This is a genomic window from Corynebacterium diphtheriae (assembly GCF_001457455.1).
Lineage (GTDB): Bacteria > Actinomycetota > Actinomycetes > Mycobacteriales > Mycobacteriaceae > Corynebacterium > Corynebacterium diphtheriae.
The window spans coordinates 228,851-247,357 of sequence record NZ_LN831026.1 but is presented as its reverse complement, the minus strand read 5'-3'; the positions used below and the strand labels follow the sequence as shown (position 1 = coordinate 247,357).

At 58.5% G+C, this 18,507-nt stretch carries 17 protein-coding genes; 3 read left to right on the top strand and 14 right to left on the bottom strand.

The window, feature by feature from the left end; translation table 11 throughout:
• The first annotated feature begins 162 nt into the window (after positions 1 to 162).
• Positions 163 to 825 carry a phosphatase PAP2 family protein gene (locus tag AT687_RS01240; protein WP_021334814.1) on the top strand — a complete coding sequence of 221 codons (663 nt, stop codon included), beginning with the start codon at positions 163 to 165 and terminating at the stop codon, positions 823 to 825.
• On the opposite strand, the gene topA is transcribed toward AT687_RS01240, so the two are convergent.
• Positions 745 to 3,639: a type I DNA topoisomerase gene (gene topA, locus AT687_RS01235; protein ID WP_014318578.1), complete on the bottom strand. Its 2,895-nt coding sequence runs from the start codon at positions 3,637 to 3,639 to the stop codon at positions 745 to 747. The genes AT687_RS01240 and topA overlap by 81 nt on opposite strands.
• Positions 3,640 to 3,778: 139 nt before the next feature.
• Here topA and AT687_RS01230 point away from each other — a divergent pair, with 139 nt between their 5' ends.
• Positions 3,779 to 5,272, top strand: coding sequence for an SDR family oxidoreductase (locus AT687_RS01230; RefSeq protein ID WP_014318577.1), 1,494 nt, complete (start codon positions 3,779 to 3,781; stop codon positions 5,270 to 5,272).
• Here AT687_RS01230 and AT687_RS01225 read toward each other — a convergent pair.
• The 6 genes from AT687_RS01225 to cspE form a co-directional block, all read right to left on the bottom strand.
• The gene (locus AT687_RS01225; RefSeq protein WP_014318576.1) at positions 5,250 to 7,010 is read right to left on the bottom strand and encodes an ABC transporter permease subunit; all 1,761 of its coding nucleotides are present in this window, start codon (positions 7,008 to 7,010) and stop codon (positions 5,250 to 5,252) included. The genes AT687_RS01230 and AT687_RS01225 overlap by 23 nt on opposite strands.
• Positions 7,011 to 8,498, bottom strand: coding sequence for an ABC transporter substrate-binding protein (locus AT687_RS01220; RefSeq protein ID WP_014307886.1), 1,488 nt, complete (start codon positions 8,496 to 8,498; stop codon positions 7,011 to 7,013). It lies immediately after the preceding gene.
• Entirely contained in the window at positions 8,495 to 9,742 is a 1,248-nt protein-coding gene (locus AT687_RS01215; protein WP_014318575.1) for an MFS transporter, read from the bottom strand. Before AT687_RS01215 ends, AT687_RS01220 begins: the two co-directional genes overlap by 4 nt.
• Positions 9,739 to 10,446 (bottom strand): ABC transporter ATP-binding protein, encoded by a 708-nt coding sequence (locus AT687_RS01210; RefSeq protein WP_014318574.1) that lies wholly within the window; start codon positions 10,444 to 10,446, stop codon positions 9,739 to 9,741. Before AT687_RS01210 ends, AT687_RS01215 begins: the two co-directional genes overlap by 4 nt.
• Positions 10,443 to 11,060 (bottom strand): ATP-binding cassette domain-containing protein, encoded by a 618-nt coding sequence (locus AT687_RS01205; RefSeq protein ID WP_003850456.1) that lies wholly within the window; start codon positions 11,058 to 11,060, stop codon positions 10,443 to 10,445. Before AT687_RS01205 ends, AT687_RS01210 begins: the two co-directional genes overlap by 4 nt.
• Positions 11,061 to 11,233: 173 nt before the next feature.
• A complete protein-coding gene (cspE, locus tag AT687_RS01200) occupies positions 11,234 to 11,437 on the bottom strand; it encodes a transcription antiterminator/RNA stability regulator CspE (protein ID WP_003850453.1) in 204 nt (67 codons plus the stop codon).
• A 268-nt stretch (positions 11,438 to 11,705) separates the two neighbouring features.
• Here cspE and AT687_RS01195 point away from each other — a divergent pair, with 268 nt between their 5' ends.
• Positions 11,706 to 14,042, top strand: a complete 2,337-nt coding sequence (locus AT687_RS01195; protein WP_014318573.1) for a DEAD/DEAH box helicase — start codon at positions 11,706 to 11,708, stop codon at positions 14,040 to 14,042.
• On the opposite strand, the gene AT687_RS01190 is transcribed toward AT687_RS01195, so the two are convergent.
• Genes AT687_RS01190 through ssd form a run of 7 tightly spaced genes read right to left on the bottom strand, consistent with a single transcriptional unit; the run spans position 14,032 to position 18,296 of the window.
• Positions 14,032 to 14,358 (bottom strand): Rv3654c family TadE-like protein, encoded by a 327-nt coding sequence (locus AT687_RS01190; protein ID WP_014309917.1) that lies wholly within the window; start codon positions 14,356 to 14,358, stop codon positions 14,032 to 14,034. The two genes, AT687_RS01195 and AT687_RS01190, sit on opposite strands and share 11 nt — an antisense overlap.
• Entirely contained in the window at positions 14,355 to 14,630 is a 276-nt protein-coding gene (locus AT687_RS01185) for a hypothetical protein (RefSeq protein ID WP_014318572.1), read from the bottom strand. Before AT687_RS01185 ends, AT687_RS01190 begins: the two co-directional genes overlap by 4 nt.
• Positions 14,627 to 14,824, bottom strand: a complete 198-nt coding sequence (locus AT687_RS01180) for a DUF4244 domain-containing protein (RefSeq protein WP_016830094.1) — start codon at positions 14,822 to 14,824, stop codon at positions 14,627 to 14,629. The genes AT687_RS01185 and AT687_RS01180 overlap by 4 nt, the downstream gene beginning before the upstream one ends.
• A gap of 23 nt (positions 14,825 to 14,847) precedes the next feature.
• A complete protein-coding gene (locus AT687_RS01175; RefSeq protein WP_021334807.1) occupies positions 14,848 to 15,426 on the bottom strand; it encodes a type II secretion system F family protein in 579 nt (192 codons plus the stop codon).
• Positions 15,426 to 16,172, bottom strand: coding sequence for a type II secretion system F family protein (locus AT687_RS01170; RefSeq protein ID WP_014318570.1), 747 nt, complete (start codon positions 16,170 to 16,172; stop codon positions 15,426 to 15,428). The genes AT687_RS01175 and AT687_RS01170 overlap by 1 nt, the downstream gene beginning before the upstream one ends.
• Positions 16,169 to 17,266 (bottom strand): TadA family conjugal transfer-associated ATPase, encoded by a 1,098-nt coding sequence (locus AT687_RS01165; RefSeq protein WP_014318569.1) that lies wholly within the window; start codon positions 17,264 to 17,266, stop codon positions 16,169 to 16,171. The genes AT687_RS01170 and AT687_RS01165 overlap by 4 nt, the downstream gene beginning before the upstream one ends.
• Positions 17,259 to 18,296 carry a septum site-determining protein Ssd gene (gene ssd, locus AT687_RS01160; protein ID WP_014318568.1) on the bottom strand — a complete coding sequence of 346 codons (1,038 nt, stop codon included), beginning with the start codon at positions 18,294 to 18,296 and terminating at the stop codon, positions 17,259 to 17,261. Before ssd ends, AT687_RS01165 begins: the two co-directional genes overlap by 8 nt.
• Positions 18,297 to 18,507 lie beyond the last annotated feature (211 nt).

Here is an 18,507-nt window from a genome sequence, read left to right as displayed (position 1 = left end):
GGCACCTCCTCTGTCACCTCCTCGAACTCAAGACTTCGAAAACCCATGGTCGCCAAAATCCCGTCGCACCGCTCTTCCTTGGTTTTTTGTGTTCTTGAGTTCGAGGTCGCGGGATCGCGGGATCGTGGCCCCAAAAATCCAACTAGAGCACAATGGGTTCCCATGAACCGATTGACTGCAGCTTGTGGCTTAGCGTTTGTCCTTATCCTCGGCGTGGTGGGGAGTGGTTTTACTTACGACGCCCACATCACCGCAGCTTTCAATGCTCACAAGGAAGGTGCGGTGGGCTCGGTGGTGGGGTTCCTCTATGCGGGGCTCCAGCCGCGTTTTTCGTTGTTCACCACTGTGTTTATTGCCGCGTTGGTTGCTGCAGTGCGCCGCAAAGTGTGGCTGGGTGTGTGTTATGCGCTAACAGTGGCGCTTACTTGGGCGCCGGTGGTTGTGATGAAGGTGGTGTTCCAGCGTCCGCGGCCGGATCATGCGTTGTTGCGTTTCCCGCCGGAGGTTACGCCTGCTGATTGGTCGTATCCCAGTGGTCATACGGCGTTTGTGACTGCCTCGGTGATCACGTTGTATCTGATTGCGAAAACGGCGCAACACCAGCTGTGGCGTAGTGTTGCCGCTGCTGGTGTTGTCTTTGGGATTGTTGCCGTTGCAGCCGTGGTGATGACCCAGGGCGTGCATTACCCCACTGATGTTCTGGGTTCAGTGGTGTGGGCGGGGTGCGTAGCCCCTGCTATTTCGCTATTTCTTCTTGCGAGCACCCGCTTTGGCCACGCGCTTGGTGGTCTTTTTCGAGGCTTTTTTCGTCGCTTTCTTCGATGAGCCACCGTCGGCAGCTTCTTTGGCGCGACGCTCGGAGAGGAGCTCATTGGCGCGCGCTTCGGTGAGCTGCGTGGGGTCGTCGCCACGGCGTAGCGACGCATTGGTGGTGCCGTCGGTGACGTAGGGGCCGAAGCGGCCGTCGCGAACCGACATGGGCTTGCCGGAGACGTCGTTGTCACCGAGTTGCTTGATTACCGATTGTGAGGTGGCTCCGCGACCGCGACGCTTGGGCTCCGCGTAGATGCGGCGTGCTTCGTCGAGGGTGATGCTGAAGATCTGGTCCTCGCTCGCAAGGGTACGCGAGTCGCTGCCCTTCTTCAGGTATGGGCCGTAGCGCCCATTCTGGGCGGTGATCACTTCGTTGTCGCTGGGGTCAACGCCAACTTCGCGTGGTAGGGCCAGCAGCTGGAGTGCTTCGTCGAGGGTGACGGAAGAGGGCTCCATTGTCTTGAACAACGAGGCGGTACCTGGTTTGAGGGTTTCCTCGATGATCTGAGCGATGCGCTTTTCTTTTTGCGCTGCTGCGGTCTTGGTGCCCCAGTTCTTTGCGCGCTTGCCCTCGGCGGCACGCTGGAGGTCTTCTGCCTCACGTTCAGCGGCGACGATCTCTTCGGCTTTGGCTTCTACCTCTGTGCGCTCGTCGTCATTGACTAGCTCGGTGACGTAGGGCCCAAAGCGGCCTTCCTTAGCCACGATCATGCGGTTGTTCTTGGGGTTACGGCCCAGCTCACGGCCGGACTGTGGGGTGGCAAAGAGCTTTTCTGCCAGTTCGAGGGTGAGCTCGTCTGGGGTGGTCGAATCCGAGAGGTTAGCGCGCTGGTACTCTGGCTCGCCATCTTCGCTCACGCCGACCTGTCGTTCGAGGTATGGACCGTAGCGGCCAACACGTACGTTGACGTCGCGGCCTTCTTGGTCTTTAAACAGTGGCAGCGAGTTGACGAGGCGGGCGTCGATTTGTTCGAGGTTATCGCCGACCAAGGCTTTGAGTCCACCGTGGCGGGCAATTGACTCTGCTTTGGCGTCGGAGGCTTCAGCATCACCGAAGTAGAAGCCGGTAAGCCAGTGGGCACCGTTTTCGTGGCCGGCTGCGATCTCGTCGAGTTCGTCTTCCATGGAGGAGGTGAAGTCGTAGTCGACGAGGGCTGCGAAGCTCTTTTCCAGCAGTCCGATCACGGCGAATGCTACCCAGCTTGGTACCAGGGCGTTGCCTCGGGAGTACACGTAGCCGCGGTCTTGGATGGTCTTGATGATCGACGCATACGTTGATGGGCGACCAATGCCGAGGTCTTCCATCTTCTTGACCAGGCTGGCTTCGGTGTAGCGCGCTGGTGGGTTGGTGGAGTGTCCGTCGGCTTCGAGGTTCTTGGTTTCTACGCCGTCGCCTTCAGCTAGGCGCGGCAGGTGGCTCTCGGCGTTGTCGGCGACGTTGCGGCCGTCGGCAAGCGTGCTGACTTCCACGTAGGCGCGCAAGAAACCGGGGAAGGTGATGGTGCGGCCGGTTGCGGAGAATTCGGCGTTGTTGCCGGTGATGGTCACCTTCATGGAGGTGCCCTTAGCGTCCGCCATCTGGGAGGCCACGGTGCGCTGCCAGATCAGCTCGTAGAGTTTGAATTCCTCCGCGTCGAGTTGGCCGTGGAGGTCGCCTGGGGTGGCAAATCGCTCACCTGCGGGACGGATCGCCTCGTGGGCTTCTTGGGAGTTTTTCACTTTGCGGTCGTAGCGCCGTGGTGCGTCTGCCACGTAGTCGGCACCGTACAGGGAAATTGCCTGTTCACGGGCGGCTTTGAGGCCTTGTTCCGACAAGGTGGTGGAGTCGGTACGCATGTAGGTGATGTGGCCGTTTTCGTACAGGCGCTGCGCGATACGCATGGTGCGTTCGGAGGTGTAGTGCAGCTTGCGGCCGGCCTCTTGTTGCAGGGTTGAGGTCATAAAGGGCGCGTAGGGGCGGCGTGTATAAGGCTTTTCTTCTACCTTGGTCACGCTCATTGCAACGCCGGTTAGCTCTTCGACGAGGGCCTCAGCGCGTTGCTTGTCGACGACCACCGCGTCGCCTTTGAGCTCGCCACGGTCGTTGAAGTCACGGCCGGTAGCCACGCGCTTGCCGTCTAAAGCCGTCAAACGGCCGGTAAAGGAGGTTGGGTTGCTATCTTGTGCAGGCTTGCCGGTATCGAATTCCGCCTCCACATCCCAGTAATCAGCGGAGATAAACGCCATGCGCTCGCGCTCGCGCTCTACGATCACGCGGGTGGCCACGGACTGCACGCGTCCGGCGGACAGCCGTGGCATGACCTTCTTCCACAGCACTGGGGATACCTCGTAGCCGTAGAGGCGGTCGAGGATACGGCGTGTTTCTTGGGCATCTACGAGGTTATCGTCGAGCTCGCGGGTGTTTTGCGCAGCGGCAAGAATCGCAGGCTTAGTAATCTCGTTAAACACCATGCGCTTGACCGGCACCTTGGGCTTGAGTACTTCAAGCAGATGCCAAGCGATGGCTTCACCCTCGCGGTCGGGGTCTGTGGCTAGGAAGAGCTCGTCGACAAGCTTGAGCTTGGCTTTAAGATCGGCCACCTTCTTCTTTTTATCTGGGCTGACCACGTACAACGGCTCAAAGCCTTTGTCGGTGTTCACGCCTAAGCGCGCCCATGGCTCCTTTTTGTACTTAGCGGGAACGTCCGCAGCACCCCGCGGCAGGTCACGGATATGACCGACCGATGCCTCGACGATGTAGTCATCGCCAAGATACGGTGCGATCTTTTTGGCCTTCGTCGCAGACTCGACGATGACCAGACGCTTGTTCCCAGTCTTAGCAGCCATAAAAGAAGAAACCCTCAATTCACTAAAAACGCATAAGGCAGTTGGCTCCTTATAGTACGGGTCTACTACGCACATTTGTCCAACTCGGGTACTCAAGTGGGGGAAGCATGCCATGTTTTAGTACGTACACTGTCCAATTATGAACTCCACCATCACCCCAACGTTGAATCTGAAAGCCCAGCATGCCGAACGACGCGTCGTAGTCACGGGAGCATCAGGCTATGTCGGTGCTCGGTTAGTAGTCGAATTACTCAGTGCTGGCTTTCATGTGCGTGCTACTTCACGCAGTCTCTCAAGCTTGAAGCGCTTTCCTTGGTATGACCAAGTAGAAGCCGTTGAAGCAGACTTAAGCATATCTGAAGACGTCAATCGGCTCTTTGAGGACGTAGATACTGTTTTCTATCTCGTCCATTCCATGAGCGGTACTCAAAACTTTGAGGAATTGGAATCAAAGATCGCATCCAAAGTAGCCCAAGCTGCTCACAGCAACGGGGTACGTCAAATTATCTACCTTTCTGGCCTACATCCTCGAACAGAGCTCGACAAATTATCCCCACACATGCGTTCACGGGAAAACGTTGCTCGCATCTTGGGCTCCACTGCTGTACCTGCAATCACGTTCCGTGCCGCTACATTGATTGGCTCAGGTTCTGCTTCATTTGAAATGATCCGCCACCTCACCGAACGCCTCCCCATCATGGTGGCACCACAATGGATCAACAATAAAATTGAGCCTATTAGTATCCGCGACACCCTCTATTACCTCGTCAAAGCTGCTGATCTACCTAAACCAATCAATGAAGAATTCGATATCGGAGGCGGGCATACTTACACGTTTGCGGACCTTCTGCGACTATATGGGAAGATCCGCGGCTTACGCCGCACCATTGTGTCCCTACCAATCTCCCTCCCCTTCGACACCCTTTCCGGACTCTGGATTGCAGCTATAACTCCAGCTCCGTTGAGCCTTGCACAACCGCTTGCACAATCCATGCAGGAAGATGCCATATGCACCAACCGTTCAATCCGCGACTATATCCCTGATCCACCGAGTGGGCTCACCGACTACCCCACTTCAGTGCGCCGCGCACTCCAACAAGAAAGCATGGGGGTGCTGTCTAGTTGGGACAGCAGCTGGAAAAATCTTTCTTCCACAGATCATCTTCCTTCTGATCCGGAATGGACAGGGCGTACCGTTTATAGCGACGTTCAGGAACAGAGTTTTCGTTCAGAACCAGCTAAAGTGTGGCGAGTAATTGAGGGCATCGGCGGACACCATGGTTGGTATTCCACACCGCTGCTCTGGTTTGTACGTGGTGTTATTGATAAAGCTATCGGCGGACCCGGCTTAGGAGGGCGCCGCGACCCCAACCGACTACGAGTTGGCGACCGCGTAGATTTTTGGCGAGTCGAGGAAGTCATCCCTGAAAAACAACTCACTCTCCGTGCAGAAATGAGAGCATCTGGGCAAGCTTGGCTACAGTTCACCATAAACGGCAATAAACTTCGACAGCGGGCGGTTTATTTCCCCAAAGGACTGCTTGGCAGAGTGTACTGGCTAGCGCTTATTCCTTTCCATGCCGTGATATTTCCCACCATGTTGCGCAACATTATTCAGGCTGGTGATAACTAGACGCTTGTCGACGCCCCACGCTGTCCGTAGCCACCGCAGCCACAACCCCTAGGGCCACCAAGCACAACATCGGACCAATGGCCATCCACGGGGCACGTTCAAGGTAGTGAGTGGATTCTTCCAAGATCACTCCCCAATCGGGGCTGCCAACGCTTGCTCCGACACCGAGGTAGCCCAACGCGGCTAGGGAGATCGCGTTGTGGGCAATGCGCACCACAGCGTGCCGGATAACGGCGGGGGTGGTCCATGGCAGCACATGGTGGCGCAGCAGGTGCCACCGGCTTGCACCCATGGTTGCTGCGTAGCGGTAGTGTCCACTAGCGCGGGCTTCTTGAACAACCGCTGCGCAGTGGGAGGCCAGCGGGATCCACCCCACCATCAAAACGGCGATCGCAGCTGTGGTGGTAGAAGGACCTAGGGCACCGGCAAGAATGAGGCCGAGGAGGACCGCTGGGAAAGCATTGAGGGCGTCGCCGATGTGGAGCACCCAGCTGCCTAAATGTCCTGCGATCAGGCCGATGAGGGCACAAAGCGCGGTTACGAGGACAGCCACGCCGATGGAGTACGTGAAGCCGTCGGCAAGCCGTGCCCAGATGTCACGGCCTAGCTGGTCGGCACCCAAGGGGTGCGCTGCCGAATAGCTGGCAAAGCGGTCATCGGTGTTGATCGCTGCGCTGCGGATCATGCCTGCGGCAACAGCAACCAGTGGGATCGCCGCAATAATGAGGCTCACGCGGTCAAACACCACGCTGGTGGCCGTCGTGCCGGTGCTCAGCGACACGCCCGCCACATCGCCTTCGAGGCGACGCAGAATGATTCGGCGCAGCGTATTTGCCACAATTCCGCTTAACGCGCCCACCACAAGCACCACAAATACTGCCGCCTGCAGCACTGGCAGATCCGCATTCAAGGCAGAATTGACAACAGTGCGCCCGAATCCTGGGATGTTAAAGGTCACTTCTACTGCCGCAGTGCTGGCAAGGGTGCCAGCAAAAAAGAGTGTGAGCAGTGGAATCGTGGGGACAAAACTACGCCACAGCAGTGCGCGGGTGATCCGACTGTGCGCAACGCCATTGATACGCCATGCCTCTACCCACGGTTTTTGGGAGGCAGAATCTGCGGTGATGAGCAGCACTCTGCCGTACACGCCACCGGCGCATACTCCCAATGCTAGGGAGGGCAGCACCATGTGTGCGGGCGAGGACCACCCGCCCACTGGCAGGATGTGCAGCACTAGGGCACACAGCCACAACAAGATCACGGCCACCACAAAGTCAGGAAGCGCTGCTAGGGCTGCTAAAAGCTGGGGGGCTGCTACTCCCCCACGTCGTCCGCGGGCAGCGGCTGCGATTCGGGGCATCACGATGAGCAACGCCACGATCAGACACAAAACAGTGGAGACAAAGGTCAGCGTGGCGGTGATCCCTAAGCCGTGTGTGGCTTGGGACCATGCACCTTGTGCGGGGTTGACCCAGGAGGTGCCAAAGTCACCGCGGGCGACTCCCGCAAACCAGCGGGATACTGATTCCCACGGGGTGTGTGGGAGATCAAATTGCTCACGGATGGCCTGAAGAAGTTCAGGAGTCGCCTCGCGTTCGCGCTCACGGGCTCGAAGAACAGCGAAAGCGGGTTCGCGGCCGGTAAACCAAGGCAATAGTGCGGTGGCTACCAAAGCGAGCGCATAGGTTGCCACAGCGATAACAACCGTGGCGAGGGTGCGAGGCGATCTCATAGTCATTTACTTCTTAGCGGTCTTCTTGGTCTTTTCGGTGATCAGGGAGCGTTCCATTGGGTCGGCAGCAATGCCTTCCACGTCCTTGGACACCACAAGCAGCTGCTCGTGTGCGAGTGGCACTACGGAGCCGGTGGCTACCACGTCTGCGCCAATTGCTGCGGCATCCTTGTGCCGCGTATCGAGGTCCTTCTCGCTCTTGGCTGCGGCAATCTTCTTGTCGATCTCTGGGTCGCACAGGCGCGACAGGTTGTAGCTGCCGTCACAGGTGAAGTCGGTATCTAGGAAGGCAACGGGGTCGCCAGCACCGATCATGTAGCTGCGGGAACCGATCACGGCGTCGAAGGAGCCGTCGAGAAGCCGGTTTTCTAGGGAGGCGTAATCGGCGACCGTGATGTCGACGTTAAAGCCCAAGGCGCGCAGCTGGTCAGCGATGAGGTTCGCGGTTTCCGGCAGCTCAGCGCGGGAGTCCCAGGTGGCAAGGCGAACGGTCTTGCCCTTGCCGATGGTGGCGTCAGCAGGTGCGCCGGCCAGCGGTTTTGCCTTCTGAGCCCACTGCGCATCAAGGTTAAACAGGGAGCCCTCGGTCTTGTTGGCCTTGCCCTCGTAGATCTTGTCCACGATCGCATCTGTCTTGATAGCCCCAGCAACTGCGGTACGCAGCTTGGCATCCGCGAACACGCCCTTTTCGGCGTTGAGGTGCAGCAATGTCGCGCGTGGCAGGTGAACATCGGTGACGTGGGCGTCGGAAAGCTCAGGTAGCGCAACCACTGGCACGCCCTTGATCACGTCGAAGTCCCCGGCGCGGAAGGCGTTGGCGCGGGCGGCGCCGTCTTCGATGAAGGACACCTTCAGTGCGCTGGTTTCTGGGGTGCCGTTCCAGTAGTCGGCAAATGCCTCGGCGCTAACAGAACCATCGGATTCCTTCTTCACTAGCTTGAAGGGGCCGGTGCCGTGGTTAAACGGGTCTGGGTTTTCACCAGCGTAGGCGTCCTTGGACAAGATGGCGGCACCTGGGTCGGTGAAGCGCTGCACGAGGATCGGGTCGGCTTCTGGTGCGGTGATGGTCACCTCGGACTCGCCGGTGGCTTCGACCTTCAGGTCGGCTTTGCCCAAGCCTTTGGGGCGAGTTGCGGCAGAAAGCGCATGGTCGAGGGCGTTTTTTACTACCTCGCCGGTGAGTTTGGAGCCGTCGTGGAAGCTAACGTCCTTGCGCAGGGTCAGTACTGCGGTGCGGTCGTCTTTCATTTCCCATTTCTCGGCAAGAACGGGTTTGGGTTTGCCATCCTCGTCTAGGGTGACAAGGGTTTCCACGGCCCCCATGCGCAGGTTGAGCACTGCGTCGTCGGAGTATGGCGAGAAGTCTGCGACGGGCTTGAACTGTAGTGCCACGCGCAGGGCGTCGTCGTTAGCCTGCCCAGCGTCGGTGAAGCAGCCGCTCAAGGTGGTAGCAACGGCGAGGGTTGCTACTGCGAGGCCGAGTTTTTTCTTCATTGTGTGATGTCTACTTTCTGTTTTTCTTTCAGTTGTGCCAGTCCCACTGCGGAGACGGCGAGTACTGCAACCATGATGAGCCACGGGATGGCGGCCATCGGTTGTGTGGTTTCGGCGTGGTCGAGTGTTGCTCCTACGGTGAGTGATCCGAGTAGCACCGCCAGCCCGCCGAAGCTGTTGAGGAATCCGTAATAGGACCCAAGATTGTTGTTTCCTGCGAGGTCGCCGACGAGGTCGCGTGCGATCGGCACGGCGATCATGATGCCTGTATGCAGCAAAATCATCATGGCGGCTGCCGGCACATAGGCGATCCACCCCTCCAACTCGAGGCTTATCGACGCCACCGCGACCACCGCAAAGCTCAAAGCCATAAGGCCGAACCCACCCCCAAGAGCCACCGTCGCTGCTTGGCGTTCCGCCCAGCGCGTCACCCGAGATTGCAAGGCGATCACGAACACTGCCGAGACGGCAAAGAACCATCCCAGTGCCTCGTCGGAACCAGTCGCCCTTCGCAGTTCCACCGGAAGTGAGAGGTATTGCTGGTTGTAGGCCAGCAAATAGGTGGAATACAGCAGTGCGAAGACGACGAACTTCTTGTTGCGGATCACCTCACCCCATACCGCCACCATGCTGGGGGCGTGTGTGCGTTGTTGTTGCGCTGAGGCCGTCCATGTGCGGCGCAGCGCGAGATGTATGACAAAGATGCTGCCAAAGATGGCTGCGCCTGCGATAGAAACGGTGGCAAATCCTAGGGGGATAAGCACTGCGCCGATCACGGGACCGGTCAGTGTTCCTATGCGGGAGTAGGCTGCGTCGAGGGCAAAAAGGCGTGCGCGGGTTATCACACCGAGTTTTTCTAGGCGGTGGCCTTCGGCGGCAAAGATGGATTCCACGGCCGGCGAGAACAGTGCTGCGGCAAAACCGATGAGAACCACGCCGAGAGTCATCAATGTGACGGTTTCGGCCATGCCGACGGTAAGAAACCCGATCACTCGGATGGCTACGCCGATCAGCAGGATGGGGCCTGCGCCAAATTTGTCTGCTAACCCACCACCGAAGAAGAACAGTCCCTGTTGGCTAAAGGTGCGAATTCCTAGCACTAGTCCCACTATGGCGCCCGAGGCACCTAGGTTTTCGGATAGTTGCACGGCCAAGAATGGCACGACGAGGTAAAACCCAATGCTAAATAGCATTTGGGTGACCAGCAGTAACGTGATGTGGAGGGGTAGTTTGGCACGCGTCACTGGGCGAGCTCCTTTGCTGCCGCCAAAAATGCGGCCACTTCGGGGTCAGTGGTGTCTACGTTGTCGGCTGGGCCGTGGTAGCGCACGGTGCCGTCCATCATGATGAGAAGGTCATCGCAGGTGGCCCGCAGTGCGGTGACGTTGTGCGAGACGAAAATTACTGTCGACGACGACCCCAACAGCAGATCCTGCAATAGGCGTGCGGTGTCGTGGTCGAGGGCCGAGAATGCCTCGTCTGCGATCACGAGTTCGGGCTCTCCTAGCAAAGCCCGTGCGATAGCCACCCGCTGCCGCTGCCCACCAGAAAGCTGCCGAGGTGTGCGCTGCGCGATTTCTGGTTCTAGCCCCAGCGCAGTGAGTATGACGGGAATACTTTCTTGTAACCGCTGCAGCTCACGGGCCTTATCGGCGTGGCCACGCAACCGGATCACTTGGGGTTCGATAATGCATTCGGCCACCGTCATGCGCGGGCACAGTGATGAGCCTGGGTCTTGTGGAATGTAGCCGACTACGTTGGCGTGGATATCCACTGATCCGGAATCTGGGCTGAGCATGCCCGTGATAAGGGAAATCAGGGTGGTTTTACCAGCCCCAGAAGGGCCGATCACACCGAGTTTGTCACCCGTGCGCACACTAAAACTCAGGTTTGTCACGCGTCCTGCCACACTGGCACCGTGAAACTCGACGAGTGCAGATGTGCTCATAGTTGGGTCACCTTCCCCTCGGCAACGTGGAAGCGTCGGCTGCCTAGGCGGCGCGCCACCCCCATCGAGTGTGTTGAGATCGCCACGGCACCACCTGTGGCACTCTGAAAAGCTCGTAGTGCGTCAACCACCGCCAGCGTTGCTACGGGATCCAGTGCGGAGGTGGGTTCGTCGGCAAGCAAAAGCTTAGGGTTAGAGGCAATCGCCCCTGCAATAGCCACGCGCTGCCGCTGCCCACCCGAAAGCTCCAGTGGATAACGACGTGCCAGTTCAGGGGTGATTCCGCAGTCCGCTAGCGCTTGCCGAGCCGCGTGTGGATCCCCTGCCATCAATCGCACCTGTTTTTCACAACGCACCAGCGGATTAAGCGACCCCAAGGAATCCTGCATAATCAACGCTGCTCGCTGCGCACGCTGAATGCTTCCGCGCACAGTAATGCCCGCTGTGTGCGCACCGCATAACGCTCGTAGCAGCATGGTTTTTCCAGAGCCGCTACGGCCGGTGATCGCAATGGTGTCGCCACGAAAGATGTCGAGCTCGTCGACGTGGACAAGACGGACGCCGCCATCCGTTTCGATGGTCACGTCCCGCATACTCACTATCGGGGCTTCCATGGTGTTCTCCTAGGGGGGCGCTCTTTTCTATTGAATATGATTCGTTTTTCAACAGGCAGTGAAGGATAAGCTTAGCGCACACTATGTTCTTTCCCCTAGATATGACAAAAAGGTCTTAACCTCCAATCAATGTTGGACGTTAAGACCTCTTGTAGCTAGCGGGAACGAGCTAATTAGATAGCGCGAACCTGCTGTGCCTGAGGACCCTTGGCACCCTCGCCGACCTCGAACTCAACCTTCTGGTTCTCTTCGAGGGTACGGAAGCCGTTGCCCTGGATCTCGGAGTAGTGGACGAAGACGTCAGCGGAGCCGTCCTCCGGAGCGATGAAGCCGAAACCTTTTTCAGCGTTGAACCACTTCACAGTTCCCTGTGCCATAACAAAAACCTAACTTCTAGAACTATCGGTGAATACCGAATTGCAGTGGGAGCCGTTCATCCTCACACTTCGGAAACACGACGAGGCTTCTTAATAGCAAAAAGACCCGCAGATCACCTTCGTAAAAATGCCTCTTAGCGCTGGGGTTCGCCCCGTTGCCAAGATCGGCGACCAGACCCAAGTGTGTCACGTTTTCCCAAACAAAAACAGGGATTTTTCTCAACTGGTAGATTGTTGCAGGTCAGCATGGACGAGGCAAAGGTCACACATGAGCAGTAGTAGCCCCTTTATGGGGTATCAATTGGGCGAAGAACTCGCCGAATCCGTGGCACAGCGTTACCCCAATTCCACGTGCACGCACATCGAAAACATCCCGCCGCGTAGCGCCCGCTACCTGCCATGGCCTGCATGGACAGCACCTGAGCTACAACAGGAGTTGGAACGTCGCGGCATCGCGCAGCTGTACTCCCACCAAGCCCAAGCAGCCGATCTAGCGTGGACTGGCACCAATGTTGTCGTTGCCACTGGTACATCGTCGGGAAAATCATTGAGCTACCTGCTGCCGATCCTCTCGGCCATGAGCCAAGATCCGCAGGCCTGCGCGCTGTATCTCACCCCCACCAAAGCGTTAGGTTCTGACCAGCTTGCCCACGTGATGTCGCTTGTGGGAAGCACGGATACCCTCGCAGGGGTTCACCCCGCGCCTTACGACGGCGACACTCCCGCCGATGCCCGCGCCGGCATCCGCGAACAATCCCGTTTCGTATTTTCCAACCCCGACATGTTGCACGCTGGCATTTTGCCGAATCATCAGCGATGGGCCAGATTCTTCCGACACCTTCGCTTCATCGTGATCGATGAGTGTCACTCTTACCGTGGCGTTTTCGGCGCTGGTGTAGCTCTGGTCATCCGCCGACTTCTGCGCCTCGCCGCGCGCTACGGCAGTACTCCCACAGTCATGCTGGCATCAGCGACCAGCAACGATCCCGCGGCCCATGCCAGCACGCTCATTGGTCAACCCGTCGTTGCCGTCACCGAGGACGGTGCCCCCACGGGGGCGCGCACTGTCATGCTGTGGGAGCCGGGGTTTGTCGATGGTGCAGAGGGAGAAAACGGCGCTCCGATTCGTCGTGCCGCGTCCACGGAGTCGGCGGGCATCATGGCCACGCTCATCGCTGCAGGTGCGCGCACGTTGACCTTCGTGCGCTCGCGCAGGCAGGCTGAGGTGGTGGCACTGCGCTGCGCCGAAGAGCTTGCCTATCATGGCCGCCACGACTTTGCTTCGCGAGTCGCAGCGTATCGCGCAGGCTACCTCGCCGAGGATCGTAGGGCTCTTGAACGCAAGCTTGACGACGGCACCCTGCTGGGCGTGGCCAGTACTAATGCTCTGGAGCTTGGCATTGACATTGGTGGCCTCGACGCCGTGGTGACCGCCGGCTACCCAGGCACTGTGGCTAGTTTTTGGCAGCAGGCAGGTCGCGCCGGCAGACGTGGCCAAGGCTCGCTGGTCACCTTGGTTGCCCGCGATGACCCCATGGACACTTATCTTGTTCACCACCCCGAGGCTTTGTTGGGTCGACCGATGGAAAAGATCGTGTTCGACCCCCACAATCCGCATATTTTAAGTGGTCATCTGTATTGCGCTGCGGCAGAATCCCCGCTCACAGAAGCCGAGATCGACGCATTAAACGCCCGTGAGGTAGCCCAGCAGTTAGCCAACGACGGCTATCTGCGCCACCGCCCCACCGGATGGTTTGCGGTAGAACAACCAGGCCAGCCCCCTGCACATTCCTTGGTTAGCCTGCGCGGCAGCGGCCACCATGTTGCCATCGTGGATCGTAGCGATGGCCGCCTCCTGGGCACCATTGACAGTGCACGTGCGGCCTCCCAAGTCCATCCCGGCGCGGTATATCTGCATCAAGGCGAGACTTTTGTTATCGAAGAGCTTGATGACCAGGTGGCGTTGGCGGTTCCAGATCAGCCGGATTATCAGACGTTTGCGCGTTCCACCACTGATATTCGCATCGTGGGTGAGGTGGATAAGGTGTGTAATCCAGCCCCTGGCCTGTGGGTATCCAACTTGGTGGTGGAGGTTACCGACCGCGTGGTGGGTTACACCATGAAGGCATCCGATGGGTCCGTGCTGGCAATGGTGCCGCTGCAGATGCCACCGCAGACATTGGTTACTCGTGCGGTGGCATACACCGTTGATCCTCTCGTGTTGGACTCGTTGGGCATTACCGACGTTCCCGGCGCGCTGCATGCCGCTGAACATGCGGCGATCGGTTTGTTGCCGCTTATTGCCACGTGTGACCGATGGGATATTGGCGGGGTTTCAACCGCGGAGCATCCCGATACTGGCCTGCCCACAGTGTTCGTCTACGACGGCCACCCAGGGGGTGCAGGGTTTGCCGACTGCGGTTACGAGCGCTTCCCTGAGTGGATTGCCACCACGTTTGAGGCTATCCGTTCCTGCCAGTGCGAGTCGGGGTGCCCGTCGTGTGTGCAATCACCTAAGTGTGGCAATGGCAATGATCCGTTGAGCAAGGAGGGTACCATTGCGTTACTGGGGGCTATGTGCACAATGTTGGGTGTTACTCCCTGAGGGGCCCAGCACGTGCAGTTGCGCGCTGCTCTCGCACGGACGTGGTGAGTTCCACATCCTCGCCATCGATTGTGCACTCGGCTAGTTCTGCGTGATGAGCTGTAGCTACGACTCGCGCTTGCGCACATGCGTCGTGGCCTTGGGCATGCGACCATGCTGCGGCCACGGCTGTCATGTCTGCTGCCAGCTGGGCTTGGTGCGTGTCTACTGTACGGGTTGCAAGCGCAACGATTGCAAAGAATATTGCGCTCAGAAACAGTGCTGCGCCCGCTCCCACGACGGTTGCGTTGCCATGGTCGTTGTCGAGCAGGTTCATGGCATCATCTCTTTGGGGAAACTCGCCTCGGCGCTACGTATTCCCAGCGGGGAGCCCACATGGGCGTGCACGGTGACTATGTCGCCGGTGGCGTCGATGTCTATGTGGCCTCGCGAGGGTGTGTACGCTACCCCGATGGCATGGGCGCGGGCAGCGGCGTTTGCTTGGTCGATAACAGAGATCTGGGCTGCTATTGTGACGATGCCTGCACCCATGAGGGCGGTGAGAACAATAACGCTAGCCCCTGCGATGGCGGCTTCTAGGGTGGTCATTTACCCGGCGCGTTGTTGAGTGCGTTGGTAATAATGCCTTCTAGTGCATCGGCAACTGCCCCGCTGGAAGCGACGAGGTATAGTGCGCCGGCAAGGGCGGTAGCCGCCACTGCCCCTAATGCATATTCGATGGTAGTCATGCCGCTATCGTCACTGGCGAGAAGGCGAAAACGGGTCACAATGGTGGTCAACATGATGGGGTTCCTTTCGGTGTTTTTTAGAGGATGTCCATGCCTAGGCTGATCGTTACTGGGGCAAGCCCTAGAAGGAAGAATGCGGGCAGAAAGCACAGCGTGAGTGGTAGAGCGATGAGCACTCCGGTGCGTTCTGCTTGGGCGGTGTAGGTGTCGACTGCATGGTCGCGCAGGGACCGAGCAATTCGATCGCAGCCGGCAGCGATCGATGCTCCCGACGCATCTGCTGCTCGCATGACCGCGACGACTGCTACGAGCCCCTCGGTGTTTGCTAATGGTGTACATGCCCGCGACATGGGCACTCCTAAGGAGGCCATGGCTGCTACCTGTCGCCATGGTTCTGCGTCTACCGCAGAGCTTGTGGTTGCTGCCACTGCTGCGCATGCTTGGGCAAGGGATAATCCTGCTCGCGATGTGGCAACGAAGATATCGAGTTGTTCTGCAGCAGCGTGATAGTCACAACGGGTGCGTAGTCGCTGGTTGTAGGCCATAAGTGCCGATAGCCACGATGGCAGTGCCAGCTTGGTGCCGGTACTCATTCGCGGTGGTGGGTTGGTGAGGAAAATTGCTGCTGCGAGGATGAATGCGCTAAGCGATAGCATTATCCCACCGCCTTGATTAAGGCTTGCGACCAGAGCAGTCCCGCACATTGCAGTGCTGTTCCTAGGATGAGCAGGGTTTGGCCTATGGCGTTGTTAAGCAAGAATGCTAGGACAGGTGCGCCTAGGCCGATGCCCATTCCTAGCCCAAAAAGCGGCAGGAGACTCAGCACAATTGCGGTTGCTTGTGCTCCTTGAAGTGCGGCTTTGGTGCGATCTCGGTGCCGCAGGCGGTCATCAATTTCATTGTGGAGCTGTTCTACGAGAGGCACCACGCTAATACCGTGGGTTTCTGATAGCTTCCATACCCTAGCAACCCGCTGGAGGCCTGCAATGCTGTGAGAATAGTCGGCTAGAACGTCAGCGGCTGATCCGCCAGCGCGTGCACGTCGAGCAGCGGCAGCGCACGCGGTTGCAAGAGGTGCATGCGTTGTGGGTTCTTGGGCTACCCGCGCTAGCGCATCCCAGGTGCCGAGCCCGCAGCGCAGATCACCGGCGATGATGCCAAGTGCGCTGCTCAGTGCTTCTTGGGTGGTACGAGCTGCCCGGTTGCGTCGAATTCCCATTACGGTGCGTATCACCGTTGCAGTGATAAGAACTGCTGCGATCATAACCGGCTCCCAGATCACCAGCATGATGGGCAGTAACACGAGAGCCGCAAGGCTCACTATTTTATTGCACACAATGGGTTTCCAGCGCACGCTAGGAACAACGCAGGCCAACGCGCATAAGAAGAAAGACATGCTCATGCTTCCTCCCAGATCACATGTGGCGTTATTGGGGTACCGCTTAGTTCACCGATTTGATGCAACCGTCGCCCCTGCGGTGTCGACCGCATGACGATCACCACGGGACGTGCCGCGGCAAGTTGAGAATGCAGTGCGTTTCTATCCAATCCACCCACGGCGGCAAGGGCTTCCAAACGCGCGGGAACTTCCCGCAAGGAGTTGGCATGCAAGGTGCCCGCACAACCATCATGGCCCGTGTTGAGTGCCGCCAGCAGGTCTACAACTTCTGCGCCGCGAATCTCGCCGACAACAATGCGGTCTGGACGCATGCGCAGCGCTTGGCGCAGCAGGTCAGTCATGGTGATGTGGCCACGGCCTTCGGTGTTGCTCGACCTTGAGATCAGCTTGACCACGTGCGGATGCACCGGCTGTAACTCTGGGGTGTCTTCGATGCAGATAATGCGCTGGTCGTGGTCCACGGTGGCTAGCAGCGCGCTGAGCAATGTGGTTTTCCCACTGCCGGTTCCACCCACGATCAGCAACGGGCGTCGTTCGCGCACTAGGTTTTCTAGAATCTGTGCCACCTTCGCTGTAAAAGTATTGTGCGCTATAAGATCCGTCATGCTCACATCTGCTTGGCGTAGCACGCGAATAGAAATCAGTGGCCCCGATTCTGATGGCGGCGAAAGGACGGCATGGACGCGAAGACTGCTGCCGTCGTCACGTGTAATGCGGCCATCGGAATAACATTGTGCGCTATCTAATCGGTTCCCAGATGCCACAAGTAGCCGCGTCGCCAGTCGCATTACTTCCCCCTCATCATCAAAACATGGTGCCGCTTGTTCCAAACCACGGCCGCGATCGAACCACACACCGTGAACCCCGTTGACCACAATGTCGGTTACCCCTGGAATCGCTAGTATGTGTTCCAGCGGGCCAACGCCGACAGAGTCGTGGCGGATTTGACGCAAGATCTCTAGGACCTCCACGTCACCGATCACACCACCGGCATAACGCCGCACCACCTGCGCCAACGAGGTTCCCGCTGCCACATCGGGATGCTCTGCCACATAGCGTTGTACTTCTTCTGCAATGCGTTGCCGCTGGTCACCCATCGATGTGACTCCTCAGTTGTGCGAGGGGGCGTCGTAACGCCCGCGGTATTGTGGCCATTCCGCCAAGCTCCACCTCGCGCGGCAACCCCTTGATGGTCGGGACCGTCGCCACGATGTCTGCGCCGGTAACACGGGCTACTTCCTCGCGGTCCACGCTCGCCCACGCCCGTTCACGCAGCACGCCCACCACGTCTACTTTGCGACGTCGCAACCATGGCACCAATTGCGCCGCAGCGGCCACGGAGCGGATTTCAGCCGGTACGAGCAACACCACAAGATCTGCCAGATCGACACACGATTCGAGCAACACATGGTGGCGCTGCACGTCGATAATGATCGGGCATGTTCCGCGCACGCTTTCCACAACACCGCGCAACTGCTGCTCCGCTACGCGTGTCACGCTATCGCGCGTAGCGGCAAGGATTCGTACATTCGGCTCCACGCAGGGCAACGAGGCTAGCAATTCCGAGGCGGGTACTTTCTCGCCGCTATCGGGCACGTCGTCCCAACGAATACCTAGATCATCTTCTTTACCCAGCAGCAGATCAATACCACCCGAAAAATGCTCGGTATCAATCAGCAGGGCCTCGCGGTAGTCCGCGGCTAGCGCTGCGCACAGTGTCGACGTCCCCGCACCTCCCGCCGCCCCAATCACGGCGATCACGGGATATTTCCCGGCACGCGGCGCAACATCCCGCCTGCCTAATGCTTTTAAGAGTTCTGGGGATTGAGCTGGCACGATAACAGCTAGCTCAGCGCCGCTTTTCATGGCCTTTTCATAATCAATAGGGCCAGGTTCCGGCTCAAGGTACATGACCCGCGTATTCGGGGGAAGGCTTGCCATATGTGGCGCAGTGGTGGCGTCGACAAGCATCGCTGCGACGCGGTGAGCATGGCGGCTAATCTCGCGTGGATCTGTGGTGTCAATACATTCGCGCCCTGTAGCGGCCACGATGTGGAGCGCTTCTGGGTGAATGGTGAGGTTGGCTACTGCGACGAGGACAGGCGCACTGGGGTGTGGTGTGTTCATGCTCCGCAGTGTGCCGGTTTCTCACACCAGCGCGCAGAACGTCTCCAGAAAGCCTGTGGATAACCCACCACCAAAAGGTGAGTTAGATCACAAAATGAGTGTTCCTGTGGATAACTTCCGCCTATCGGCCAAAGCCACCAGAAAGTACAGGATACTTTGGGGGAAAACACTCCATAAAACAATTAAGGGCGGTTCGCGCTCGGGGGGGGTG

What these genes read in the sequence shown, in the direction of transcription:
- AT687_RS01240 (WP_021334814.1), top strand. Translation starts at nt 163, where the DNA reads ATGAACCGATTGACTGCAGCTTGTGGCTTAGCGTTTGTCCTTATCCTC.
- topA (WP_014318578.1), bottom strand. Translation starts at nt 3,639, where the DNA reads ATGGCTGCTAAGACTGGGAACAAGCGTCTGGTCATCGTCGAGTCTGCG.
- AT687_RS01230 (WP_014318577.1), top strand. Translation starts at nt 3,779, where the DNA reads ATGAACTCCACCATCACCCCAACGTTGAATCTGAAAGCCCAGCATGCC.
- AT687_RS01225 (WP_014318576.1), bottom strand. Translation starts at nt 7,010, where the DNA reads ATGACTATGAGATCGCCTCGCACCCTCGCCACGGTTGTTATCGCTGTG.
- AT687_RS01220 (WP_014307886.1), bottom strand. Translation starts at nt 8,498, where the DNA reads ATGAAGAAAAAACTCGGCCTCGCAGTAGCAACCCTCGCCGTTGCTACC.
- AT687_RS01210 (WP_014318574.1), bottom strand. Translation starts at nt 10,446, where the DNA reads ATGAGCACATCTGCACTCGTCGAGTTTCACGGTGCCAGTGTGGCAGGA.
- AT687_RS01205 (WP_003850456.1), bottom strand. Translation starts at nt 11,060, where the DNA reads ATGGAAGCCCCGATAGTGAGTATGCGGGACGTGACCATCGAAACGGAT.
- cspE (WP_003850453.1), bottom strand. Translation starts at nt 11,437, where the DNA reads ATGGCACAGGGAACTGTGAAGTGGTTCAACGCTGAAAAAGGTTTCGGC.
- AT687_RS01195 (WP_014318573.1), top strand. Translation starts at nt 11,706, where the DNA reads ATGAGCAGTAGTAGCCCCTTTATGGGGTATCAATTGGGCGAAGAACTC.
- AT687_RS01190 (WP_014309917.1), bottom strand. Translation starts at nt 14,358, where the DNA reads ATGAACCTGCTCGACAACGACCATGGCAACGCAACCGTCGTGGGAGCG.
- AT687_RS01185 (WP_014318572.1), bottom strand. Translation starts at nt 14,630, where the DNA reads ATGACCACCCTAGAAGCCGCCATCGCAGGGGCTAGCGTTATTGTTCTC.
- AT687_RS01180 (WP_016830094.1), bottom strand. Translation starts at nt 14,824, where the DNA reads ATGTTGACCACCATTGTGACCCGTTTTCGCCTTCTCGCCAGTGACGAT.
- AT687_RS01175 (WP_021334807.1), bottom strand. Translation starts at nt 15,426, where the DNA reads ATGCTATCGCTTAGCGCATTCATCCTCGCAGCAGCAATTTTCCTCACC.
- AT687_RS01170 (WP_014318570.1), bottom strand. Translation starts at nt 16,172, where the DNA reads ATGAGCATGTCTTTCTTCTTATGCGCGTTGGCCTGCGTTGTTCCTAGC.
- AT687_RS01165 (WP_014318569.1), bottom strand. Translation starts at nt 17,266, where the DNA reads ATGGGTGACCAGCGGCAACGCATTGCAGAAGAAGTACAACGCTATGTG.
- ssd (WP_014318568.1), bottom strand. Translation starts at nt 18,296, where the DNA reads ATGAACACACCACACCCCAGTGCGCCTGTCCTCGTCGCAGTAGCCAAC.